Consider the following 19,922-nt stretch of genomic DNA (forward strand, 5'->3'; position numbering starts at 1 on the left):
TTAAATTACCCCCTTGCTTTTTTGAGTATGATCTAGGCAATAACCAAATAACAATATGAGAAATAGCCAGATGCCGTTATTGGCCAACGGAAAAGATATTTGATTGCTCGCATCCATTAAAGGAACAAACGGATAGTTAATTAAAGCGTAGGTGATAAATGAAAGCAGTAATGATATATACGTAAACTTCATGATTGCATTATGCGCGCCAAAATAAGTACGAATGCTCTCTTTAATCATCATAACTAATAAAGTCACAAGCGCAAAAAAGGGAATTATTCCCGCCTGGCGAAGAGTGTCAAGCAAGATATTCTGCGTTGAGTAGGTACGCCCATCACTGAAGAAATTAAGCGTGCCAAACGGATATTTAAAAGTATCGGCAATTGCTTCTTTATAGCGAGCAATATAGGGGTGTGAAAAAAGCGAATGTATTAGGGAATTGCTGTCGATTAGTTTGATGGCCCACGCAGCATCGTTAGCCCAAAAAACAGCTGCCGCAAGGCCACAAAAAGCAATTGCCGCCAGGGTTATCCACACAATTTTCATAACTCGGGGATAAAGCCGCGTCAATTCAAGCATAATAAGTATGATGATAAGGGGCAGTAAATATATCAGGCCCTGAATGTAGGGGAAAACTAGCAGGGGTAGCAAGAAAGCAAATGGTATAACAAAAAGAAACCATTTCTTCTTTATCTTTGCCGTTTCAAGAGCGTAAAAAAGGCTTGGAATCGACAAAGAAGCAAAGGGGACAATAAACATACCCACTCCATCCATCGAAGTCTCATAAAGGTTAAACCCATAAAGCCAGGTTGCCTCCCGATCAAGATGAATGGGAGCTCCATCAAAATAAACCACTTTCCCGCTATAAATCAGGCGGTATAAAAAGCCATAACGAATGAATGTCGTCGCTAGAGAAATTAGTAGAAGAAGCGTCATTCCAAGGGCAAAAGCCAAAATAATATGTGTAAATGAAAAGTCACTAAAAATGCGAAATAAACGTCCCAAAAGGAAAAAACTTACAAAGCCAAGCGATAAACTGATTACGTTTATAAATCCCGAGGAAGAAAACATCAACGACGACGCCATCCCAATCCCAAATATAAGCAAAACCAATTCACCCGCCATTAAATATATTTTCTTTTCTTGCTTCCATGAAACAAGATGGCCATTAATTGCTAAGAAAAGACCATAAGCAAGAACAAATATTCCCAACAGGCGAATAAAAGTTCCGTTATAATCAAGGTTAAGTCCTAAAAAGAAAACAATTTCAATCAGAAAGAAGCCAAATAAAGAACTTGAATTGGTTTCTTTTTTTGCTGTTTTCGTTTCATCCATAACGATTTACCAATAGCATCCTTTCTCAATTTTTTCATATCCCTCTGGTTTTGGGTCCGGCCGCACCCAATACTGATTGCGATAATCTTTTATCGGTGACCGATTTTCCCAACGCTTCCCGATAATTCCAAACAGCAACTGTGTCGCTCCACCCGATTGAATTGCCTTTTTGCCCAACTCTTTAATAAAAAGACATAGCGGGGTCCCATAGGTTCCCGCGCCCACCAGCGCAATATCAAAGTCTTTTTTTAATATTTCAAGTTTCATCTTATCGAGAACTTCAAACCAGCTTCCATAGTCCTTAGGGTGCGAACTTCCATTGCTCATTACCATTTTTATTGTCATTAATTTCATCTCGGGCAATAGGTTGCTGTCCTTGGGGAAGAGTTTAAGACGTCGTCTATATTGGCTCTCAATTTGATCGGCAAAAGGAGAAATAACTAAAACTTTTTTCCCTTTAAGAAGGGGACTCCAACTTCCCAATAGGGGGTCAAGTGCCCAGTTTTGAATTGGGGTGGCGGCCGGTGTAAAATTACGATGATAATAACTTTCCATATGCAGTCCGCTGATACCGAGAATATCGGCTTCAGAAAGATGCTCTTGTAAATATTTACCATAATAATTCAGTTGCTCTTTTGTTGTTGGAAAAAAGCCGCCATTGATTTTCATACTCCTTTTGACTTTGCGTTTATATCCGCGTTTAAAGCCCAAACGAATTTTTTCATAATTGTTGATAGCGCTCAGTTCCGTGCCACCAAAGCGGATGGCGGCGAATGGTTGGCTTCCTTGAATTGCGTTTTTAATAACTTCATCACTTTCACTAAAGGTAATATGACGAATATTTCCTAGGCGATCATAATGCGGTTTAATTCGAAATAAGCGGTAGAGAATAACCGCTGGCATACTTCTAAGAAAGGCGCCTATATATCGCCACTTACTTCTAAAATCGCTCATAGTGTTAGTTTTATTATAATATAAACACTAAGATAAATAAATTGCGGTTTATTGAGCCTTCAAAAATAAGTGATATATCTGTTCATCATGGCCTTGAATATCATAGGTATCCTGGTCAACAATTTGAAAACCGAGGTTCTTTAATAAGCGCAGCGAAGATATGTTATTAACAAAAACACTTGCCTTAATTCCCTTTACTTTGACTTTTTGGAATAAAAAATTCATCACTGCTTCTAATCCTTCTCGCATATATCCTTTATTCCATTTGCGATGCGCCAGCATATAACCAATTTCCATCGTTTCCGTTTGATAATCAATTTCAACAATGTTAATCATTCCGATAACTTCAAAACTGTTTTTTTCCAGTAAAGCGAATCGATAAGAAAAAGATTCTTGTGAATCTTTAATCCATTGTTCGAGCATTAATTCCATTTCTTCCATATTCTGCGTTGGTGGCCAAAGTAAATATTTTGTCACCCGATAATCACTTGCAATATTTATGTAGAAGAAAAGGGCGTCCCCCTCTTGAAAGGGCCGGAGCAGCAAACGATCAGTATCAATTATCGGTTCTTTTAGATCAATCATATTGAGAAAGAATTACCCGCACCGCGTAAGCGGCAAGAACTAGCCCCATGGCATTGGGCACAAACGGGGAGCTGCCCGGAGTCCGCTTATTTTCGGCATCTTTAATTTCAATGGGGGTTTCTAAACTAACACCCACATCTAAAGACACAATGCCTTTTTTTCTTAATTCGTGACGCATTACTTTGGCTAGAGGATCAAGTTTAGTTTGATATATATCCATCACTGTTAATTTTGTCGGATCCATTCTATTCCCCGCGCCTAAAGAGGAAACAATGGGAATGTTTAAGTGCTTGACTCGCTCAATTAATGCCACCTTAGCTCCGACACTGTCAATCGCATCAATCACATAATCGAATGATGAAAAGGGTATTTCGCCGATATTGTCCTGATTGACAAAAACATCGTAACCCCGGAAAATGATTTCCGGATTAATATCATTAACCTGCTGTTTCATTACTTCAACCTTACTTTTATTAATTGTTGAAAAGAAAGCCACCGCCTGACGATTGATATTGCTTATATCTACCACATCGTGATCATAGGCATAAATTGTGCCAATACCCGCCCGTGCAAGCGCTTGGCAGGCACTTCCACCAACCCCACCTAGACCAAAAACCGCCACGGTTTTATTGGCTAAAATATCTATTTTATCATCGCCGATAATGCGAGCGAAACGTTTTAACGGCTGTTTGTTATTCATATTATTCCTACCAATGATAATTATATTAGAAGTGATAAAATGAAAAAAGTCCCGATTTATCAAAACCATAAATCAGGACGCAATTTCATTTTTGAGCGAGCATTAATACCAAGAATACAATGCCGACAACGACAAAGGTACCGCCATAAATTAAAAATGGCAAAAGGTAAGGTCGTTCGCTATCCCGCCGCGAATGTTTATATTCGCGATACTCATAAGCGTCCTCAAAAGACTTGGTTCCCTTGCGATGACTAAAATCACGCAGACGAACAAAGAAGTAAGACACATTGTCAAAAAAACCGGAACGACCGACTAAAAGAAGAATTACTCCTCCTAGCATTGTCACTCCCGGAATGAAAAAAGCATCGCTTAATCCACGATAACTAAAGTCCGCTCTTAAAAAATATATTAGAGCAAAAAACACTCCGATGATAAGGGTGGCAATAATCCATAGAATCAGTTTCTTTGATTCCGTAACATCTTTTTTTGACATATAATATTTACCTCAATAGTAATTAAAGGCATCCAGTATTTAACCAGATGCCTGTTTTTTTATTCCGCTACAGCGACCTCAGCATCGGCCGCAGCCATCTCTTTTTTATACTTTTCAATTTCAGCATTATTGGCTAAAACAAAGTGTCCGGGAATAATTTCCTGAAGTTCCGGCTTCTCTTTACTGTAGTCGTGATCCGTGAGTGGGTTATAAATAATCCGCTTCCGTTTTTTCTCGCTTAATGGATCTGGCTTAGGAATCGCCGATAGCAAGGCTTTCGTATACGGATGAAGGGGATGCCTAAACAATTCTTCGCTCGTAGTCATCTCTACAAGTTCCCCAAAATACATAACCGCGATGCGATCACAGAAGTATTTAACCACCGACAAATCGTGAGCGATAAACATCATAGTTAAACCCATCTCATCTTTTAAATCATTGAGAAGGTTAATGACTTGGGCTCGAATCGAAACGTCCAACGCGCTGATTGGTTCATCACAGATAAGAAATTCGGGGTTCATAATAATGGCCCGAGCAATACCGATTCTTTGCCGTTGACCGCCAGAGAATTCATGGGGGTAACGGGAGGCATAATCAGCAATCAAACCAACCTTTTCTAGAACTTCTACGACTCGATTGCTGTTAGCAGCTCGATCGTGCATTCCTTGAATGTGCAAACCTTCTTGAATAATATCCTCAACCGTCATCCGCGGATCAAGCGAGTCAGTAGGATCTTGGAAAATCATCTGAATCTTGCTCATTAATTGAGGATCAACATGCCGGTTGTCATATTTTATCTGCGCAATATTTTCTTTTTCTTGCACTCTAACTTCATTAATATGGGTTCTAATAGCATTAATTTTTTCATTGTAACGGGCCTTAATACTCGCAATTAACGGTTCGTTATATTCTTCGTTTTCGGTCTTTGAATCATTAATTTCGTCGCGCATTTGCTGTTTTAATTCGGCAATTTGCTTTTTACCGCGAATTTTGGTCCATTTAATTTCTTTTTCGTTCCACCGGGTTCCACCCGTAATCCGGTAGCCCTTAAAGTAGACCGAGCCGCTAGTGATGTCATATAGGCGAATAATGGAGCGTCCGGTGGTGGTTTTACCACAGCCGGATTCACCAACAAGTCCGAAAACCTCGCCTTTTTTTATATCAAACGACACGTCATGAACGGCTTTTGTCCGAAACTTACTCGCGCCGCTGCCCACAGTGAAGAACTGTTTAAGATGACGAACGGAGAGGACAATGTCTTTATCGACTAATTCTTGCTTAAAACTAACTGTTCTCATTTGACTTTCGCCTCCTCTTTCTTGGCCCGAGCGAGCGAAATACGAATCCGTTCGCTAACAATTTTTGGCATTTGTGCTTTGGGTGCCCGCGGATCAAGAAGCCAAGTCGCCGCAAAATGAGTGTCCGACACTTTAAAAAGTGGGGGCTCTTTTTTGAAATCGACCGCCATTGCGTAATGACTTCTCAAAGCAAAAGCATCTCCAACAGGCGGATAAATCATATTGGGTGGCGTACCCGGAATGGCTTCAAGCCGCTCTTTACTATCGATATCCGGAATTGATGATAGTAGCGCCCACGTATATGGGTGCCGTGGATCATAAAAAATTTCATTAACTAATCCGTACTCAACAATTTTACCTGCATACATAACCGCTACACGGTCAGCCATATTGGCCACAACACCTAAGTCATGGGTAATAAAGATTGCCGATAAATTACGATTGCGTTTCAAGTTGTTAACCAACTCCAAAATTTGAGCTTGAATAGTAACGTCAAGTGCCGTGGTTGGTTCATCGAGAATAAGAATGTCTGGATTTTGCGTCAAGGCGATGGCAATAACAATTCTTTGCCTCATACCACCGGAAAATTCAAATGGATATTGCTTATAACGTCTTTCCGCATTGGGAATACCCACTTCGGTCATAACTTTAATTGCCATTTTTTTAGCTTCTGAACGCGTAATTTTAATTGAGTCTACGTATTCGGATTTCACTTTAGCAATTTCTTCTTCAATCTTCTTAACTTCCGCTTTAGTGCCATTGGTCTTGGCGGATTTCAAGCGTTCGCCCAAAGAGGCAATCTTTTCATCCCGTTTTTTGACTAAATCAGCTTTGTAGGCCTTAACTTCCGCTTTGGCCTCTTTCTTGACGACTTTTAATTTTGCCTTATCTTCGCGAATAATCGGCTTCATCTCTGCCTTATAATCGGCAATTTCGCGTTTTGCCTTCGCTTTATCATCTCTTAAAGTTAATTTTAACTCGCGAATTTTTTCTTTTAAAACAGCAACTGAAATTGAATCATCCGCCAAAACAGCAGCGATTTCTTTATTTTTTTCATCGCGCTTAAGGGTGATCTTTTCCAGGGCGGCTTTCTTCGCCGCTTCCACTTTTTCGTCCCGATCTTGAATTAATGGGATTAATTTTGTTTTTAAATTAGCGATATCGTTCTCGGCTTGAATTTTTTCTTTTTCAAAAACGGCCGTAAGCGATTTGACTTTCGTCGCCTTTTCTTCTTCATTAAGTAATTTATCGGCTTTAACAGCATTTATTGCTTCCTTAAATTCATTGTTTTTAAAAGCAATCTTCGTTTCAATCTCTGCTTGAGCCAAGCTAATTTTCTTTTTCTCTTCTTGAATGGCCAAGTCCAACTTTTTTAGCAAAGTCGTTACTTCACGGTTAATCTTGATTTCTTCTTCCCGTAAATCCGCTTTCAACTTTTTGACTTGATTGCGTTTCGAAATGGCTTTTACACTTGCGATGGCTTCCTTGGTTTCTTTCTTTCTAAGAGCAATCGCCGTTTGGATACCATCGACCTTATGGAAAATCTTCGCTTGATCGTTTTTATACTTGATATTTGTAGGCGCAATAATGTCGTCAAACTTCTGCTTCATTTTGTCACTGTTAATAATGACCGCTTCGGTGATTTGCTTGCCCACTTTCATAATTGGGTTTAAAGAAGAGAGCGGATCCTGGAAGATCATTCCAATCTTATTACCCCGAATCCGGTGGAATTCTTCTTCCGATACTTGCGTCAAATCTTCACCTTCAAACATAATGCTTCCCGAATCAATCCGGGCATTACCGGGTAGGATTCCCATAATCGTCTTGGCCGACACCGATTTACCCGATCCCGACTCCCCAACGATACAAAGAATCTCTCCTTTGTATAAATCAAAACTCACTCCCCGGACGGCGTGAACACGCCCATTGTCTGTAAAGAAAGAAATCTTCAAGTCGCGAACGCTGATAACAACTTCCTGCTCAGGAACTTTTTTTATTGTCGCCATATTAATCAACTCCCTTCAATGATGGGTTAAAGGCATCACGGAGACCGTTGCCAAATAGGTTAAAACAGATCATTAATATTGAAACCACAATAGACGCAGAAATTGTCATATAAGACGAATCTTTTAAATAATTCTGGGCCTCACTAAGGGCCACACCTAAACTCGGCACCCCTTGTAAACCAAGTTGTAAGTAAGCGATTGTAGCTTCAGAGAAGATAATTGAAGGAATCATTAAGACCGATGATGTGACGATAACTCCTACCGCATTAGGTAAGATATGCCGGAAGATTAATCGACCATCGCTGGCACCTAATGTTCTCGATGCCAAGACATATTCTCTACGCTTATAACGATAGAACTGGGAACGGGTGACACTGGCTGTTCCAATCCAGCCGGTCAAACATATGGCCATAAGGAAGGTCCACATGTTGTTGCCAAAATGCAAGATTGCCAAAGTCATAACGACAATCCACGGAACTCCGCCTAAGATATCGGTAAGACGCTCCATAATTAAATCTGTCCAACCGCCATAGTAAGCCGAAATAGCACCCCAAATAATACCGACGGTAACATTGATGACCGTTGCCAATACGCCCAGCATCAACGAAGTTCTCAAGCCGGAAAAAACCCGCTTAAAGAAATCATGTCCAGAAATATCTGTTCCAAAAAGAAAGTGGGGCATGGAAGAATAACCATAATAACGATACATTGAAACTTTTCCAATAACGTAAATGGAAGTAATTCCCTGCGCCGTGCTGGTTTTTTGGGATGTTACTTCGATAATCGGGCAATGCTCGCTTAATCGAACAAAGGAAGACGGTCCAATATCGTAGTCATAACTCATCCAGCCCTTAGAAATATAGACATCAACTTCCGATTTTCCTACTTGGAAGTCGCTCTGCTCGCCATATACGGCCAAATATTGGTCATAAACGAAGTTAGCCTTTAAGATTAATCCTTTGTATAGACTCTTCGAGCCGCTATATCCAGAGGCAATTCCCCATTTATAAGCCGCCAGTGAACTTCCGGTCACTTCTCGAAGCATGTAACTATTGCCATCGACAAAACCAATATTATCAAAGAAATCATCGGTTTCATCATTATCATTAACCCCAGAAATAGAATTAATGAGCAAAGTCGGATAGGTACCTGATGTCGCTGTCTTTAAAGTCAATAATAACTTCACATTAAAGAAGGTTTCAACATTGGCCAACGGTCTATTTTCTTCAATGACTTGGCTTACATTATCAATCGTAATCGCTCCAAAATCAGAGGAGTAAGGTTTTAACAATAATTGGGTATAACTGCCGTTATTGTCATAACTCACCCAAAGAGAAATCATGTAGTTGGCGCTTACTTCTAAAGCCGCATTTTCCTCTTCGCTAAAGTTGAAGGTAAAAGTGTAATCTTCATCCGGGTAAACGTAGAAAGCCGGTGAAGCAATAGCCACATTTTTATCGCGCGTGTCCGCCCGTAAAGCAACCATTCCTCCCCATCCGTATTGTGAAGGACTGCTGATGTAGTCTTCATAAGTAGACATACTTCTAACCGCTTCACTCTTATATCCGGCTGGTGTCGGATTTTCCGGATCGGTGATGGTATCGACAACGACGCCAGAGTATTTTCTGGTTCCATTTAAAATAGACGAATTTTCAAATCCATACCACCTTGGGCTTAATAAAGCTTCGGGTTTTTTGGAACTTTCGATATCTGAAGTATTCAAAATCGGAACAAAAATTGCCATCAAAACAATAACCGAAAGAATAATACCCGCCACCACTGACGATTTATTCTTAACAAAACGAGTAATTGCATCCTTTAAAAAGGTTGTGGGCTTTGTTTGAAACTTAACATCGTGAATCGCTTTATCCTTTTGGACAAAACGAAAATCGCCGGCTTCAATGCCATCGTTCCCCGTTTCAATATTAGGGTTTTTCTTTTTTTCATTTTCCATTATTTGCGGGCCCCCATTCTGATTCTTGGGTCAACAATGCCATAACTGAGATCAACCAATAAAATGGCAACAAGCCCAATCATTGTGTAAACGGCCATATCGACCATAATAACGTTATAGTCCTTAACCGTGATAGCTGTAACGAATAATGAGCCTATTCCGGGAATTCCGTATAATTGTTCGAGAATCATCGATCCAGAAAGAATGCCGATGAATTCTCCAATAATCATCGGAACAATCGGTACTAACGAGTTCCGTAAGGCGTGGCGAATTACTGTTTGAGATTTTGTTAATCCTTTTGTACGTGCCAAAAGAAGAAATTCACTCGACATAACTTCTGTAAGTTCCGCTCGCGTATACCGAGTGAATCCCGCGACTGTGCCAAAACACAAGCACATTACAGGAATTATGTAGCCTTGAATTCTAATAGCAAGCGGTGCTCCATCTGATGGCCACTGAGTCGGCAACCAGCCTGCATCGTACGCCAATATTTTCATCAAAAATGAAATAATTACAAATGAAGGAACTGAAATGAAAACCATAACTAACGTGGAAATAGTGTGGTCAGCCGGTTTATTTTTCTTTAAAGCCGCCCAAATACCAAGAATAAATCCAAGCGGGATGGAAAAGACCATTGCCCAAACATTGAGTTTCATCGAATAGGGAAGACGTCGCGCTATAATGGTCATAACTGAATCATTAAAGGCAATTCTTGTTGAGGTTCCCCAATCCCATTTCGTAACAATATTACGAATCCAAATAAAATATTGGTACATAACCGGATAGATGTTGTACCGCCAAACCACGCCGCCGATAGGCGCTAATGTCACATCAGATGCGACCGTATGATCCGTAACTATATACATGTAGCCTAACGCAACTTGATTGTCATAAAACGCTTTTTGCTGTTCTGCCGTTCCTGGAGCGGTTTGCATCTTTAGCATCTTCATGAGAATAAAAGTTAACGAAAGGATAATGAAAGTGGTTAAGAGCATCAATAAGATACGTTTTACTATATATTTCCACATATCAATTTCTCCTTTTTTCTAAAAAGTATATTTCTATTTTAATCTATACGAATATATAAATACAGAGAAACATTGCCGGCTGTAAGCCGGCAATGCCTCTGAAATTTTCACCATGATGGTTAGAGTAGCCTATGCGACTACCCTAACCAATAATTTTTAGCAACAATAATTAATTAGGCAGCGGCTGGTCCTTGGAACGTAACGTAAGTTGAGCTGCTTGTTGAGACACCATCAACTGTAATCGTGAAGTACAAGGTCATATCGTAAGCACCGCCGGCATCAAGTGGAAGATCGGTAACGATAACTTCAAATGTGCCATCAGTATTCATATTAATGGTTAGGTTTACACCAAGTTCTGGGGAAACGAATCCATCTTCACTAACACCTTCTGGCAATGGTGCACTGTAGTACCAAATTTCGACGGCGTCAATTTCAACCTGAATACGGTCTACAAACTCCTCATTGTAGAAGTAAGTACCATGTCCAGTAGCAGTGAATTTACCATCAACAGCTTCGCCAGCTTCAATGCTTGTAAGTTTAAACATATTAGCAGCTTCACCATTTTTGATAACCGCACCACCATTGGCGGCGCCTAATAAGGCATCATAGGAGAAGATTTGATTATCATAGACAATTGGGCTATCCATATTGACGGCACCGGTATCAGGTCCCCAAGAAAGGGTAAATCCAGAGCGGTTATCCGAGCAAACGGTATCCATGAAGGAGATTGGGTCAAGGGTGTTACCACTGATTGAACCAAACGATAAGTCGAAGTCGCCTTGCATAGCCGCATAGTAAGCATCCATCCAGTTAGAAGTAGCATAAGTATGAATGGTTAACTTATAATTCGGGCAGGCTGCATTAAATGTTTCTTCGAAGTATTTCTTAATCGTAATACCTTCGGTATCAACTTGGCTTTGTGATTGATAAATCAATTCAAGCGTAATTGGCGTTGGCGAAGTTGGGGTTCCTGGAGTATATTTTCCTTCACCCTCAAGAGTCGTCATAGCTCTTTGGAATAAGCCCTTGGCAATTTCGGTATCATAACCATTGCTTTCAGGTAAACGGTCTTCAAGAACAGCTTTACCTTCATCACTCGAACGGAAGGAAATACCTTCTTCTGGGTCAATCATGTAAGCATCGGATAAGAATGCCGCAGCTGGGTTTTTGCCTTCTTCAGCCGCTAATTCAGAACGGTTGATTGAGAAGTATAAGCCGTTTAAGAAGTCTTTGTTGGACATAACTGGTTTAACATCCCAGTAAGAGTCCTCGGAGTGAGGATATACTGATCCTGTTTCACCAAATAATGATTCCCATCCCGCTTCAGTCGTGGTGTTGGTTTGAAGTTTCCAAACGGTATCACCGAGGGTCCGACGGGTACGTGGGTCTGATTTGTATTGATCAAGCGCGGTTGAAGGAATACCAGCTGAGTCAAGTTTGCCAGCTAAGAATTCATCAAAGGCGACGTTAGCACTACCAAGAATGGTGTACTTATAGCCAGCAAAGTTAGCCCGATCTTTTTCAAAGAATGTCGGGTTCTTCTTAAAGGCCAATTGCTTGTCGGCTTGCCATTCTTCTAAGGTATACATACCAAGTGATAACACGTTATTAACGCCACCCGATTGTAAACCGAAGTTAGCAGCTCCGCCAATAAGGGTTAAGAAGTCTTGCGGAATCGGTGAGAATAAACTTGAGGACAAGTTATACATTGCGTAGAATTGGGTCTTCTTCGTAACAAACTCAAAATCAATTGATTGTTCGGCTTCGTTAAGTTGAATACCAACGGAATTCCAGTTTGGAGTCTTTCCGGCAGCGACATCAGCACTATATTGAGCAGCGCCAACGAAGCCTGAGGATGAAGACCCTAAATCGGTAGAACGATAAAGTTGATTGTCAAGAATTGCCTTGAATGGAGTTAAATAGTCAGCAAGGACCACTCCTCTTCCGTCATAGGCAGCTCTATCCGGAGCGGTTGAGAGCGTGTTGTAAACGAGGGTTGGAGTATCGGTAACCGTCTTAACCTTAACTCTCCATCTAGTAGCCATGCCATTTCCATCTGGATTGAGAGCAATCGGCTTTTCGGTTGCCAATGAATCATACCATTGATAGCTGCTCTTATCTTCCGTAAATTCGGTTCCGTAATAGGCCGAAGTAATAAGGGCATTTAAATCAGCGGTGACAGAGTCACTAGCATTCCAGTAGTTTAAACTGCCTGGATCTTGTGATTGCCAACTATGGAAATACATCGCGTATTTCGTTTCCGGTTCTTGAGCCGAGGTTAATGCCGTAGTAATGGTACCTTGACCAACACCGAAACCATAGTTAGGAATGTAAGTGTCGCTTGGAATTTGTAAACGTGTCGAATACATAACGTTGCTTGCGCTATCATACATCGGAATACCACCGAGGAAGTTATCAAGCGTATACTTTTCGAGTTGTTCCAAAATCTTAGCGCGTTCTGCGTAGCTACTGGCTGAGTAGTTGATAATATCGCCTTCTTCGCCACCAGCTAAACGAAGCTCCGATCCGCTAGTTTGCGAGCCTGAGCTACCTGATCCTCCACTGCTTGTAGAGCCGCCGCCGCCACCGCATGATGTTAGGGCTAAAACTCCAAAGAGTGAAAGAACAAATAATTTTTTGTTTTTCATATTTTCCTTTCTCCTTTCAATATTGCAAAAATATTGATACAACAATAATAAATAGGAAAAAAGTAAATCCAAAAAAAATCAATAAAATAATTTTGTAAAAGCGCTTTCAAAAAAAACGGCTTTTTTTTGCCTTTTTTTCTAATCTCCGTCTTTTGACCCTATCATTAGGACACTGCTATCGCGCGTGCGCGCGTATACACGCAAAAATATATGAAAAGAGACTTTAAATCGTCAAAATTTAAAGTTTAAGGAGTACAGTTGAAAAGTAAGCGCTTTTGGAAACGCTTTCATGATTTCATAAACACCCGATAAATATTAATAAAATCTATAGTCGAAAATGCTTTTTTAAAATCGGGCATTGTCGATTCATATACATATTTATTGTCATTTATTGTTTTGAATCGTTGTATATTATTAATAAAAAGGAAGGCCAAAAGCTTTATGAAGTTATATATTAAGCAAAAATTTTTCTCACCGGTTCACGATCGATTTAAGGTTTATGACGAAAACCAAGTCGTTATCTACGAGGCGAAAGATAAATTTTTTTCAATTAGAAATACAACCACCCTTTATAACTTGCAAGGGCAAGTTGTTTTAGAATTGAAAAGAAAATTTTTTTCTTTCGTTAATACTTATTTTTTAAATATTGCCGGGAAAGAAGAAGTAAGTATTTCTAGGAGGTTCTTCTCGCTAAGGCCGAGATTTTACTTTACTGGTTTAGATGTCCAAGTAGAAGGAAAAATTCTCGCTCATGATTATGAAATCATCCTGGATAAAAAAGTAATTGCCCGCATTCATAAGAAATGGCTGGCCTGGTCAGATACTTATGAAATTGATATCCAGGATGAACGTTATGAAATTCTTGTTATCGGCATTGTTTTAGGAATTGACTGTGTGCTCGAAGATCAAAGTAAAAATAACGATTAGTTTTTCAAATTGCTGAATGTTTTTATAGTCATTTATCTTTTAGTGACATTAAAAAAGCCTCTATCTATCAATAATTTTATTTCTTAATTGAATAAATAGAGGCTGGCAATCTACTTTCTAAACATTATTTTTTCCGAATTAAACATTCGTGTTAAAACAAAAACTCCAAAACCTGTAAGTAAAAGATTGGCAATAATGGTCACTGCTAAATTTAAATAATCAACTTTCAGACTAAAGATTGATAATAGAGCATTCGTCGAATTGTATACTGGTATTAAATAAAGCGCGGTGTTGTCCGAGGCGGTTCCCATCATGGTGGAAACTCCGACAAGCATAACAATTATCATTAAGGGCATTGCGAAACTGCTGGCTTCCTTAATTGACTTTGCATATGTCGAAATCAATGATATTAAAACAGTAAAGACCAGCACTGTCGAAATGATAACCAAGAAGACTAAAAGATATGTTCCGGCACCATATATTGACAGATCAAATCCACTGTCGGTGCCGGCAAGTTTTGGAAGACTAATCATTAGCCCAATGAAACTTGAGGTTGCGCTGGCAAGGCCCGTTATACTTAAGGCGATTATTTTTCCTAAAGCAATCGTACTTCGTTTGACCGGAGTAATCAATAAACTGGCAATGGTCCCTCGTTCTTTTTCTCCGGCGATACTCTCTGGAGCAACCGCCATAACCCCGGTATATAGAAAGGTAATGAGTAGAAAAGGAATTAACCCGGTGATTATTTGAACACTAAGATCCAAGTCGGTGGCGTGATTGTTCGCTTCAACTGTATAACCTTGAAGTGAGGTGCTTAAAAAGGAACTATATATTTCCGCGATGGTGCTGCTGGTGGAAGAGGCGCCATTGTAATTTATCACGACATTGGGCTGGTTGCCGGCAGCGTATTGATCCATAAAATCGCTTGGAAATATGACATATAAATCAAGTTCTTTGTCAGTGACCTTAGCAAGGGCCTCATCCTCCGTAAGGTCATTTTGATAATCTAAATGATAGATTTCTCCTAAAGCTTCGCCAAATCCAGATGGTTCATAATCAACTTTAAGTGAGTAGACTTGCTCTTCGCTCTGTCCCAAATTGCTAGTTATGACACTCCCCATAATAGAATAGAGCAAGAAAATCATTAATCCTGGCAGAACTAGAGAAACTAACATCCGTTTATCAGTAAAAAATCGCTTTAATTCTTTTTTAATGATTGTCCATAGATTACGCATGTGATTCTCCTTTAATTTTATCGTACAAAACAAAAAATTCTTTTTCTAAACTATTGGGTTCACTAAACTGGCTCATTGGCGCTTCTAAAGCCATCGCCCCGTCGATAATTATCCCCACCCGATCACATATTCTTTCTACTAACGAGAATATATGGGTCGAAAGAATAATCGTTTTTCCTTCCTGCTTTAAGTCCAGCAAAAAATCAATAACCGTTTTAGCTGTAATAACATCCAATCCATTGGTGGGTTCGTCAAAAATAATAATTGAAGGATCGTGGACAATGGAAATGACCAAAGAAACCTTTTGCTTCATTCCCGTTGATAAATCGCTGACTTTGACTTCTTTAAACTTATCGATGCCAAACTGAGCAAAGAGTTTTTCTTTGCGCTTTGCGCAAGTTGGCTTATCAACACCTTGCAAATCGGAGAAATAATCAAATAGGTAATTAGGAGTAAAAAAGTCATCTAGTTTAAGTTCGCTCGTGAGAAATCCAATCCGTGAACGGACTTGATCAGGAGCGCTTTTAACTGAAAACCCGTCCACAAAAACATCGCCTTCATCCTGTTTAATTAAAGTGGAAATAATTCGTAAAGTCGTGGTTTTACCCGCCCCATTAGGGCCTAAAAGCCCATAGATTTCCCCTTTGTATGCGTTGAAGGATAAATTATTGACCGCTGTCCTTGTCTTACTTTTTATCCGCTCAATTTTCTGCTGTTTGCTAGAAAGGATAAACGTCTTTTTTAAGTTCTTAACTTCGAGAATTAAATCCATAGCGACCTCCTAGTTTTTCATTTTATCATCTATATAACTATATATGTATAAAAAAATAAGCCATCTCCTAATTCACTTTATAAATTAAAAATACATAAAGACAAAAGTCAAAATTGCCGAATTGCTTTTTTGCGTTTCTTTTCATAATCAAATAAAAAACACCGGCTTTAATCGACCTGGATAAAAACCAACAAGTCATAAAATAATATTTTTTTATTTTATAAATTACGACTAAACCAACATTTCTTTTCGAAGAAAAACTAATGATTAAAATTCGGCGAAATTTAATATTTCCCATCAATTATATTTTAGTATAGCTATAAAACCAATTTTATGCCGACAACCGCTTAGTCATAAGATATAATAAGGAGAATCATTTTACCGGAGGAGTTTCTTATGCCCGTTTTTGATACGACAATGATTGTTGTGACTATCATCTTTGTATTAACCTACTCACTAATGTTGGTATTTGCCCAAAAACGGGTATTCTTCGCTTTAGGTGGCGCCGTTATTATGCTCATATTGGGATTGATAGGGTTTATTCCCAATATGTCGCTCCACTATCTATTTTTTGAAGGAATAAATTGGAATGTTCTAATGATGCTGTTTGGGACAATGGGCCTCGTATCGCTTTTTATTGATACCGGCATGCCGGCTCTGATCGCCGATAAAATATTGGATCGTTCGCCTAATTATCGCTTTGCTATTATTTCTTTGGCTCTATTTGCCGGTGTTGTCTCCGCATTTATCGATAATGTGGCAACAGTTCTGATGATTGCTCCTATCGTTTTTGATGCCGCTAAAAAAGCCAAGGCTAATCCAGTAAATGCCATCATTGCCATTGCGGTTGCCAGTAATCTGGAAGGTGCAGCCACGCTAGTAGGCGATACCACCTCTATACTTCTCGGCGGATATATGGGATTAAACTTCGCTGATTTCTTTTGGTTTTTAGGAAAGCCCTCTCTCTTCTTTTATAATCAAATTGGTCTTGTACTGGGAGCCGTTGTGCTTTTGTTTGTCTTTCGTAAAGAAAAGCAATCCATCGTTATTGAGGAAAAGACTAAAGTTACCGATTTTGTTCCCTCCTACCTTATGCTTTTACTACTGCTCGCGCTAATTGTTGCCTCGTTCTTACCCATTGAATTTCCGTTAATCAATGGCGTCATTTGTCTAGCTATTATGATTATCGGTCTCATATACGAAATTGCTCGTTCGCATAACAGCGCAGTTGCTAAAAAGGCCATTAAGGAAGTCGACTATCAAACTCTTACTATTTTACTTTCGATATTCGTCATTGTAGCCGCCTTGTCTCAGTCGGGAATCGTCGACTGGATTGGAAAAGGAATTGCCACGGTATCAAACTCTAATTTATTTATTGCTTACACAATTATCGTCTGGGTGTCAGTTCTTATCAGCGCCTTTATTGATAATATTCCCTATGTGGCAATGATGCTTGGAGTCGTACGGATTTTAGGAATTACTTTCGCCGGTGATGGGGCGACTGCCACAGAAATATTACGCATCTCTACTCCGTTATATTTCGGCCTGCTCTGCGGGGCAACTCTCGGCGGTAATTTGACTCCTATCGGAGCCTCGGCTAATGTTGCTGCAATTGGACTGCTAAAAAGGAAAAATTATACGGTATCCACCGGACAATTTATGAAAATAGGCGTTCCGTTTACGCTCATTGCTACTTTTTCAGCCTATGTTTTAGTATGGCTTTTCTTTGGTTTAGGTTTATAAGATATAAACACTTAATTTCAATATTAAAGGATAAGCAAAACGTAAAAATTTTACTTATTTTAGGTTTCAAAAATTCCACATTATTTAAAGAAAATAAAAATAGGCTATAATGAATTTGGAGGTCAGTATTATGGAAATTGCCGACATAGTCCAAAAACAGAAAGATTTTTTTGCTACAGGAATCACTTTATCCTATTCTTTCCGCAAGCAAGCTATAGATAAAATTGAGCAAAGCCTGCATAGTCATGAGGCCGATATTATCGAAGCCTTAAGACTTGATCTCGGAAAGAGTCCTTTCGAAAGTTATCTCAGTGAAATCGGTATGGTCTATGACGAACTTCATTATGTTAAGAAGCATCTTAAAAAATGGATGAAAAAAGAAAAAGTTAAAACCACTTTAGCCAATTTTCGCGGCCGTAGTTGGCGGATTGCGTCTCCTTTTGGAAATGTCCTAATAATGAGCCCCTGGAATTATCCGATTCTGCTTACTCTCGACCCATTAATCGCGGCTATTGCCAGTGGCAACACCGTCGTATTAAAACCGGGGAGCTATTCGAAAAAGGTTAGTCTGATATTAGAAAAAATTTTCCAGGAGATTTTTCCTCCGGATTATGTGGCCGTCGTTTTGGGAGGCCGACAGGAAAATCAAACCTTATTGGATCAGAAATTTGAGTATATATTCTTCACCGGTTCTCCATCTGTCGGCCATTTAGTGCAAGAAAAGGCCAGTGTCCACCTGACACCGGTAACGTTGGAATTGGGTGGAAAATCACCTACGATTGTTGATGAAACCGCCGATATTGCCGTCAGTGCCCGAAGAATCGTTTTTGGAAAACTCTTAAATTGCGGTCAGACCTGCGTCGCTCCGGATTACTTTCTCGTTCAGCGCTCAATCAAAGACAAATTAGTCGCTGCCATCAATGAAGAAATTCGAAAACAATACGGTGATGACCCGCTTAAAAATCCGGCCTATGGAAAAATAATTAATGAAAAACACTTTGAACGGATATTTGGCTTAATCGATCAAACAAAAGTAGTATTCGGAGGAACAGCAAATCCAAATACCAATCAAATTTGTCCAACGGTCTTAGATAATGTCACCCTTGAAGACGCCGTAATGAAGGAGGAGATTTTCGGACCCATTTTCCCCATAATTACCTACGATAACGATGACGAACTTATGGCCATTATTAACAAGAATCCCACGCCCCTCGCTTTTTATATCTTTACCAAAAGAAAGTCTTTTGCCGATTACTTAATCGCCCATGTATCCTTTGGAGGCGGGTGTATCAATGATTGCATCGTACATCTTGCTTCTCCTTACATGCCGTTCGGCGGCGTTGGCAATTCCGGTATGGGAAGCTATCACGGAAGATGGGGATTTGAAACCTTTTCGCACTACAAGAGTATTCATCAAAAATTCTATCATCCCGATCTTAGCGTTCGTTATCAGCCTGGTAGCGACAGAAAGCTTTCCTTTTTAAAAAAGATTCTGAAGTAGTTTTCTTTTCTATGAGCGTTTCATTAGTCGCCGCTAATTAAGGTCGATATAATGATATTGCTAAAGAATAAGGAGATGAAGTATATGGACGATTTTAATAAATTTCTTAAAGGCCGGAGAACTATTTACGCCCTTGGAAAAGATATTTCCGTCAGCGAAAGCAAGATTGAAGAGGTTATTTCCCAAAGTGTTAAGTACGTTCCTTCGGCTTTTAATATGCAAAGTCAAAAAGTGGTTTTGCTTTTAAATGAAAGTCACAACCAAATGTGGGATATCGTTATGGAGACGCTAAGAAAGATTGTTCCGGAGGGAAGTTTTGCTAAAACGGAAGCAAAAATCAACACCTTTAAAGCCGCCTATGGAACCGTACTCTTTTTTAACGATGACGCGGTCACAAAGAAGTATGGCGATGACTTCCCACTATATCGCGAAAATTTCATACGGTGGTCGGAGCAGCAAAATGGCATGCTCCAATATGCTATTTGGGTGGGACTAAGCGATTTGAATCTCGGCGCAAGTTTACAGCATTATAATCCGTTGATTGACGATGAGGTCAAACGCGTGTTTAGCCTTCCATCTTCTTGGTCGTTGATTGCGCAGATGCCATTTGGAGAAAAACATGGCGAAGCCGATTCCGACAAGAGTTTTCTCCCCATCGAAGAACGCTTACTGATTAAACGGTAATTGTTTCATAACCAAAAAGAAAAGTTAGGAGCGTAACTCCTAACTTTTTTTATCGACTT

Annotated in this window: 16 protein-coding genes; 4 read left to right on the forward strand and 12 right to left on the reverse strand. The window is 39.6% G+C overall.

What is annotated here, in order from left to right; translation table 11 throughout:
* The 10 genes from PKC96_00575 to PKC96_00620 form a co-directional block, all read right to left on the reverse strand.
* Positions 1 to 1,335, reverse strand: a complete 1,335-nt coding sequence (locus tag PKC96_00575; protein HML99818.1) for a hypothetical protein — start codon at positions 1,333 to 1,335, stop codon at positions 1 to 3.
* 6 nt (positions 1,336 to 1,341) lie between these two features.
* Positions 1,342 to 2,238, reverse strand: coding sequence for a hypothetical protein (locus PKC96_00580; protein HML99819.1), 897 nt, complete (start codon positions 2,236 to 2,238; stop codon positions 1,342 to 1,344).
* 99 nt (positions 2,239 to 2,337) lie between these two features.
* Positions 2,338 to 2,874: a GNAT family N-acetyltransferase gene (locus PKC96_00585; GenBank protein HML99820.1), complete on the reverse strand. Its 537-nt coding sequence runs from the start codon at positions 2,872 to 2,874 to the stop codon at positions 2,338 to 2,340.
* A complete protein-coding gene (locus PKC96_00590) occupies positions 2,867 to 3,574 on the reverse strand; it encodes a tRNA threonylcarbamoyladenosine dehydratase (GenBank protein ID HML99821.1) in 708 nt (235 codons plus the stop codon). The genes PKC96_00585 and PKC96_00590 overlap by 8 nt, the downstream gene beginning before the upstream one ends.
* Before the next feature lie 85 nt (positions 3,575 to 3,659).
* Positions 3,660 to 4,067, reverse strand: coding sequence for a DUF3899 domain-containing protein (locus PKC96_00595; GenBank protein HML99822.1), 408 nt, complete (start codon positions 4,065 to 4,067; stop codon positions 3,660 to 3,662).
* A gap of 59 nt (positions 4,068 to 4,126) precedes the next feature.
* Positions 4,127 to 5,365, reverse strand: coding sequence for an ATP-binding cassette domain-containing protein (locus PKC96_00600; protein ID HML99823.1), 1,239 nt, complete (start codon positions 5,363 to 5,365; stop codon positions 4,127 to 4,129).
* The gene (locus tag PKC96_00605) at positions 5,362 to 7,371 is read right to left on the reverse strand and encodes an ATP-binding cassette domain-containing protein (GenBank protein ID HML99824.1); all 2,010 of its coding nucleotides are present in this window, start codon (positions 7,369 to 7,371) and stop codon (positions 5,362 to 5,364) included. The genes PKC96_00600 and PKC96_00605 overlap by 4 nt, the downstream gene beginning before the upstream one ends.
* 1 nt (position 7,372) lies before the next feature.
* Positions 7,373 to 9,325: an ABC transporter permease gene (locus PKC96_00610; protein ID HML99825.1), complete on the reverse strand. Its 1,953-nt coding sequence runs from the start codon at positions 9,323 to 9,325 to the stop codon at positions 7,373 to 7,375.
* A complete protein-coding gene (locus PKC96_00615) occupies positions 9,325 to 10,353 on the reverse strand; it encodes an ABC transporter permease (GenBank protein ID HML99826.1) in 1,029 nt (342 codons plus the stop codon). Before PKC96_00615 ends, PKC96_00610 begins: the two co-directional genes overlap by 1 nt.
* 173 nt (positions 10,354 to 10,526) lie before the next feature.
* A complete protein-coding gene (locus tag PKC96_00620) occupies positions 10,527 to 13,001 on the reverse strand; it encodes an ABC transporter substrate-binding protein (protein HML99827.1) in 2,475 nt (824 codons plus the stop codon).
* Between the two features lie 441 nt (positions 13,002 to 13,442).
* Here PKC96_00620 and PKC96_00625 point away from each other — a divergent pair, with 441 nt between their 5' ends.
* Positions 13,443 to 13,928 (forward strand): LURP-one-related family protein, encoded by a 486-nt coding sequence (locus PKC96_00625; GenBank protein HML99828.1) that lies wholly within the window; start codon positions 13,443 to 13,445, stop codon positions 13,926 to 13,928.
* A 110-nt stretch (positions 13,929 to 14,038) separates the two neighbouring features.
* On the opposite strand, the gene PKC96_00630 is transcribed toward PKC96_00625, so the two are convergent.
* Together PKC96_00630 and PKC96_00635 are read right to left on the reverse strand one after the other, a co-directional pair.
* The gene (locus tag PKC96_00630; GenBank protein HML99829.1) at positions 14,039 to 15,163 is read right to left on the reverse strand and encodes an ABC transporter permease; all 1,125 of its coding nucleotides are present in this window, start codon (positions 15,161 to 15,163) and stop codon (positions 14,039 to 14,041) included.
* Positions 15,156 to 15,935, reverse strand: coding sequence for an ABC transporter ATP-binding protein (locus PKC96_00635; protein HML99830.1), 780 nt, complete (start codon positions 15,933 to 15,935; stop codon positions 15,156 to 15,158). Before PKC96_00635 ends, PKC96_00630 begins: the two co-directional genes overlap by 8 nt.
* Positions 15,936 to 16,331: 396 nt before the next feature.
* Here PKC96_00635 and PKC96_00640 point away from each other — a divergent pair, with 396 nt between their 5' ends.
* From PKC96_00640 to PKC96_00650, 3 genes are all read left to right on the forward strand, one after another.
* Positions 16,332 to 17,678 carry an SLC13 family permease gene (locus PKC96_00640; protein HML99831.1) on the forward strand — a complete coding sequence of 449 codons (1,347 nt, stop codon included), beginning with the start codon at positions 16,332 to 16,334 and terminating at the stop codon, positions 17,676 to 17,678.
* Between the two features lie 130 nt (positions 17,679 to 17,808).
* Positions 17,809 to 19,179 (forward strand): aldehyde dehydrogenase, encoded by a 1,371-nt coding sequence (locus PKC96_00645; GenBank protein ID HML99832.1) that lies wholly within the window; start codon positions 17,809 to 17,811, stop codon positions 19,177 to 19,179.
* 84 nt (positions 19,180 to 19,263) lie between these two features.
* Positions 19,264 to 19,863, forward strand: a complete 600-nt coding sequence (locus PKC96_00650; GenBank protein HML99833.1) for a nitroreductase family protein — start codon at positions 19,264 to 19,266, stop codon at positions 19,861 to 19,863.
* The last annotated feature ends 59 nt before the right edge of the window (positions 19,864 to 19,922 follow it).

The sequence above is a fragment of the Bacilli bacterium genome, from assembly GCA_035326105.1.
Lineage (GTDB): Bacteria > Bacillota_I > Bacilli_A > RFN20 > CAG-826 > UBA7706.

Bases quoted from the DNA above. Each gene is read 5' to 3' on its own strand.
- PKC96_00630 (HML99829.1), bottom strand. From the start codon at position 15,163: ATGCGTAATCTATGGACAATCATTAAAAAAGAATTAAAGCGATTTTTT.
- PKC96_00650 (HML99833.1), top strand. From the start codon at position 19,264: ATGGACGATTTTAATAAATTTCTTAAAGGCCGGAGAACTATTTACGCC.
- PKC96_00635 (HML99830.1), bottom strand. From the start codon at position 15,935: ATGGATTTAATTCTCGAAGTTAAGAACTTAAAAAAGACGTTTATCCTT.
- PKC96_00600 (HML99823.1), bottom strand. From the start codon at position 5,365: ATGAGAACAGTTAGTTTTAAGCAAGAATTAGTCGATAAAGACATTGTC.
- PKC96_00580 (HML99819.1), bottom strand. From the start codon at position 2,238: ATGCCAGCGGTTATTCTCTACCGCTTATTTCGAATTAAACCGCATTAT.
- PKC96_00605 (HML99824.1), bottom strand. From the start codon at position 7,371: ATGGCGACAATAAAAAAAGTTCCTGAGCAGGAAGTTGTTATCAGCGTT.
- PKC96_00640 (HML99831.1), top strand. From the start codon at position 16,332: ATGCCCGTTTTTGATACGACAATGATTGTTGTGACTATCATCTTTGTA.
- PKC96_00575 (HML99818.1), bottom strand. From the start codon at position 1,335: ATGGATGAAACGAAAACAGCAAAAAAAGAAACCAATTCAAGTTCTTTA.
- PKC96_00620 (HML99827.1), bottom strand. From the start codon at position 13,001: ATGAAAAACAAAAAATTATTTGTTCTTTCACTCTTTGGAGTTTTAGCC.
- PKC96_00645 (HML99832.1), top strand. From the start codon at position 17,809: ATGGAAATTGCCGACATAGTCCAAAAACAGAAAGATTTTTTTGCTACA.
- PKC96_00610 (HML99825.1), bottom strand. From the start codon at position 9,325: ATGGAAAATGAAAAAAAGAAAAACCCTAATATTGAAACGGGGAACGAT.
- PKC96_00590 (HML99821.1), bottom strand. From the start codon at position 3,574: ATGAATAACAAACAGCCGTTAAAACGTTTCGCTCGCATTATCGGCGAT.
- PKC96_00595 (HML99822.1), bottom strand. From the start codon at position 4,067: ATGTCAAAAAAAGATGTTACGGAATCAAAGAAACTGATTCTATGGATT.
- PKC96_00615 (HML99826.1), bottom strand. From the start codon at position 10,353: ATGTGGAAATATATAGTAAAACGTATCTTATTGATGCTCTTAACCACT.
- PKC96_00625 (HML99828.1), top strand. From the start codon at position 13,443: ATGAAGTTATATATTAAGCAAAAATTTTTCTCACCGGTTCACGATCGA.
- PKC96_00585 (HML99820.1), bottom strand. From the start codon at position 2,874: ATGATTGATCTAAAAGAACCGATAATTGATACTGATCGTTTGCTGCTC.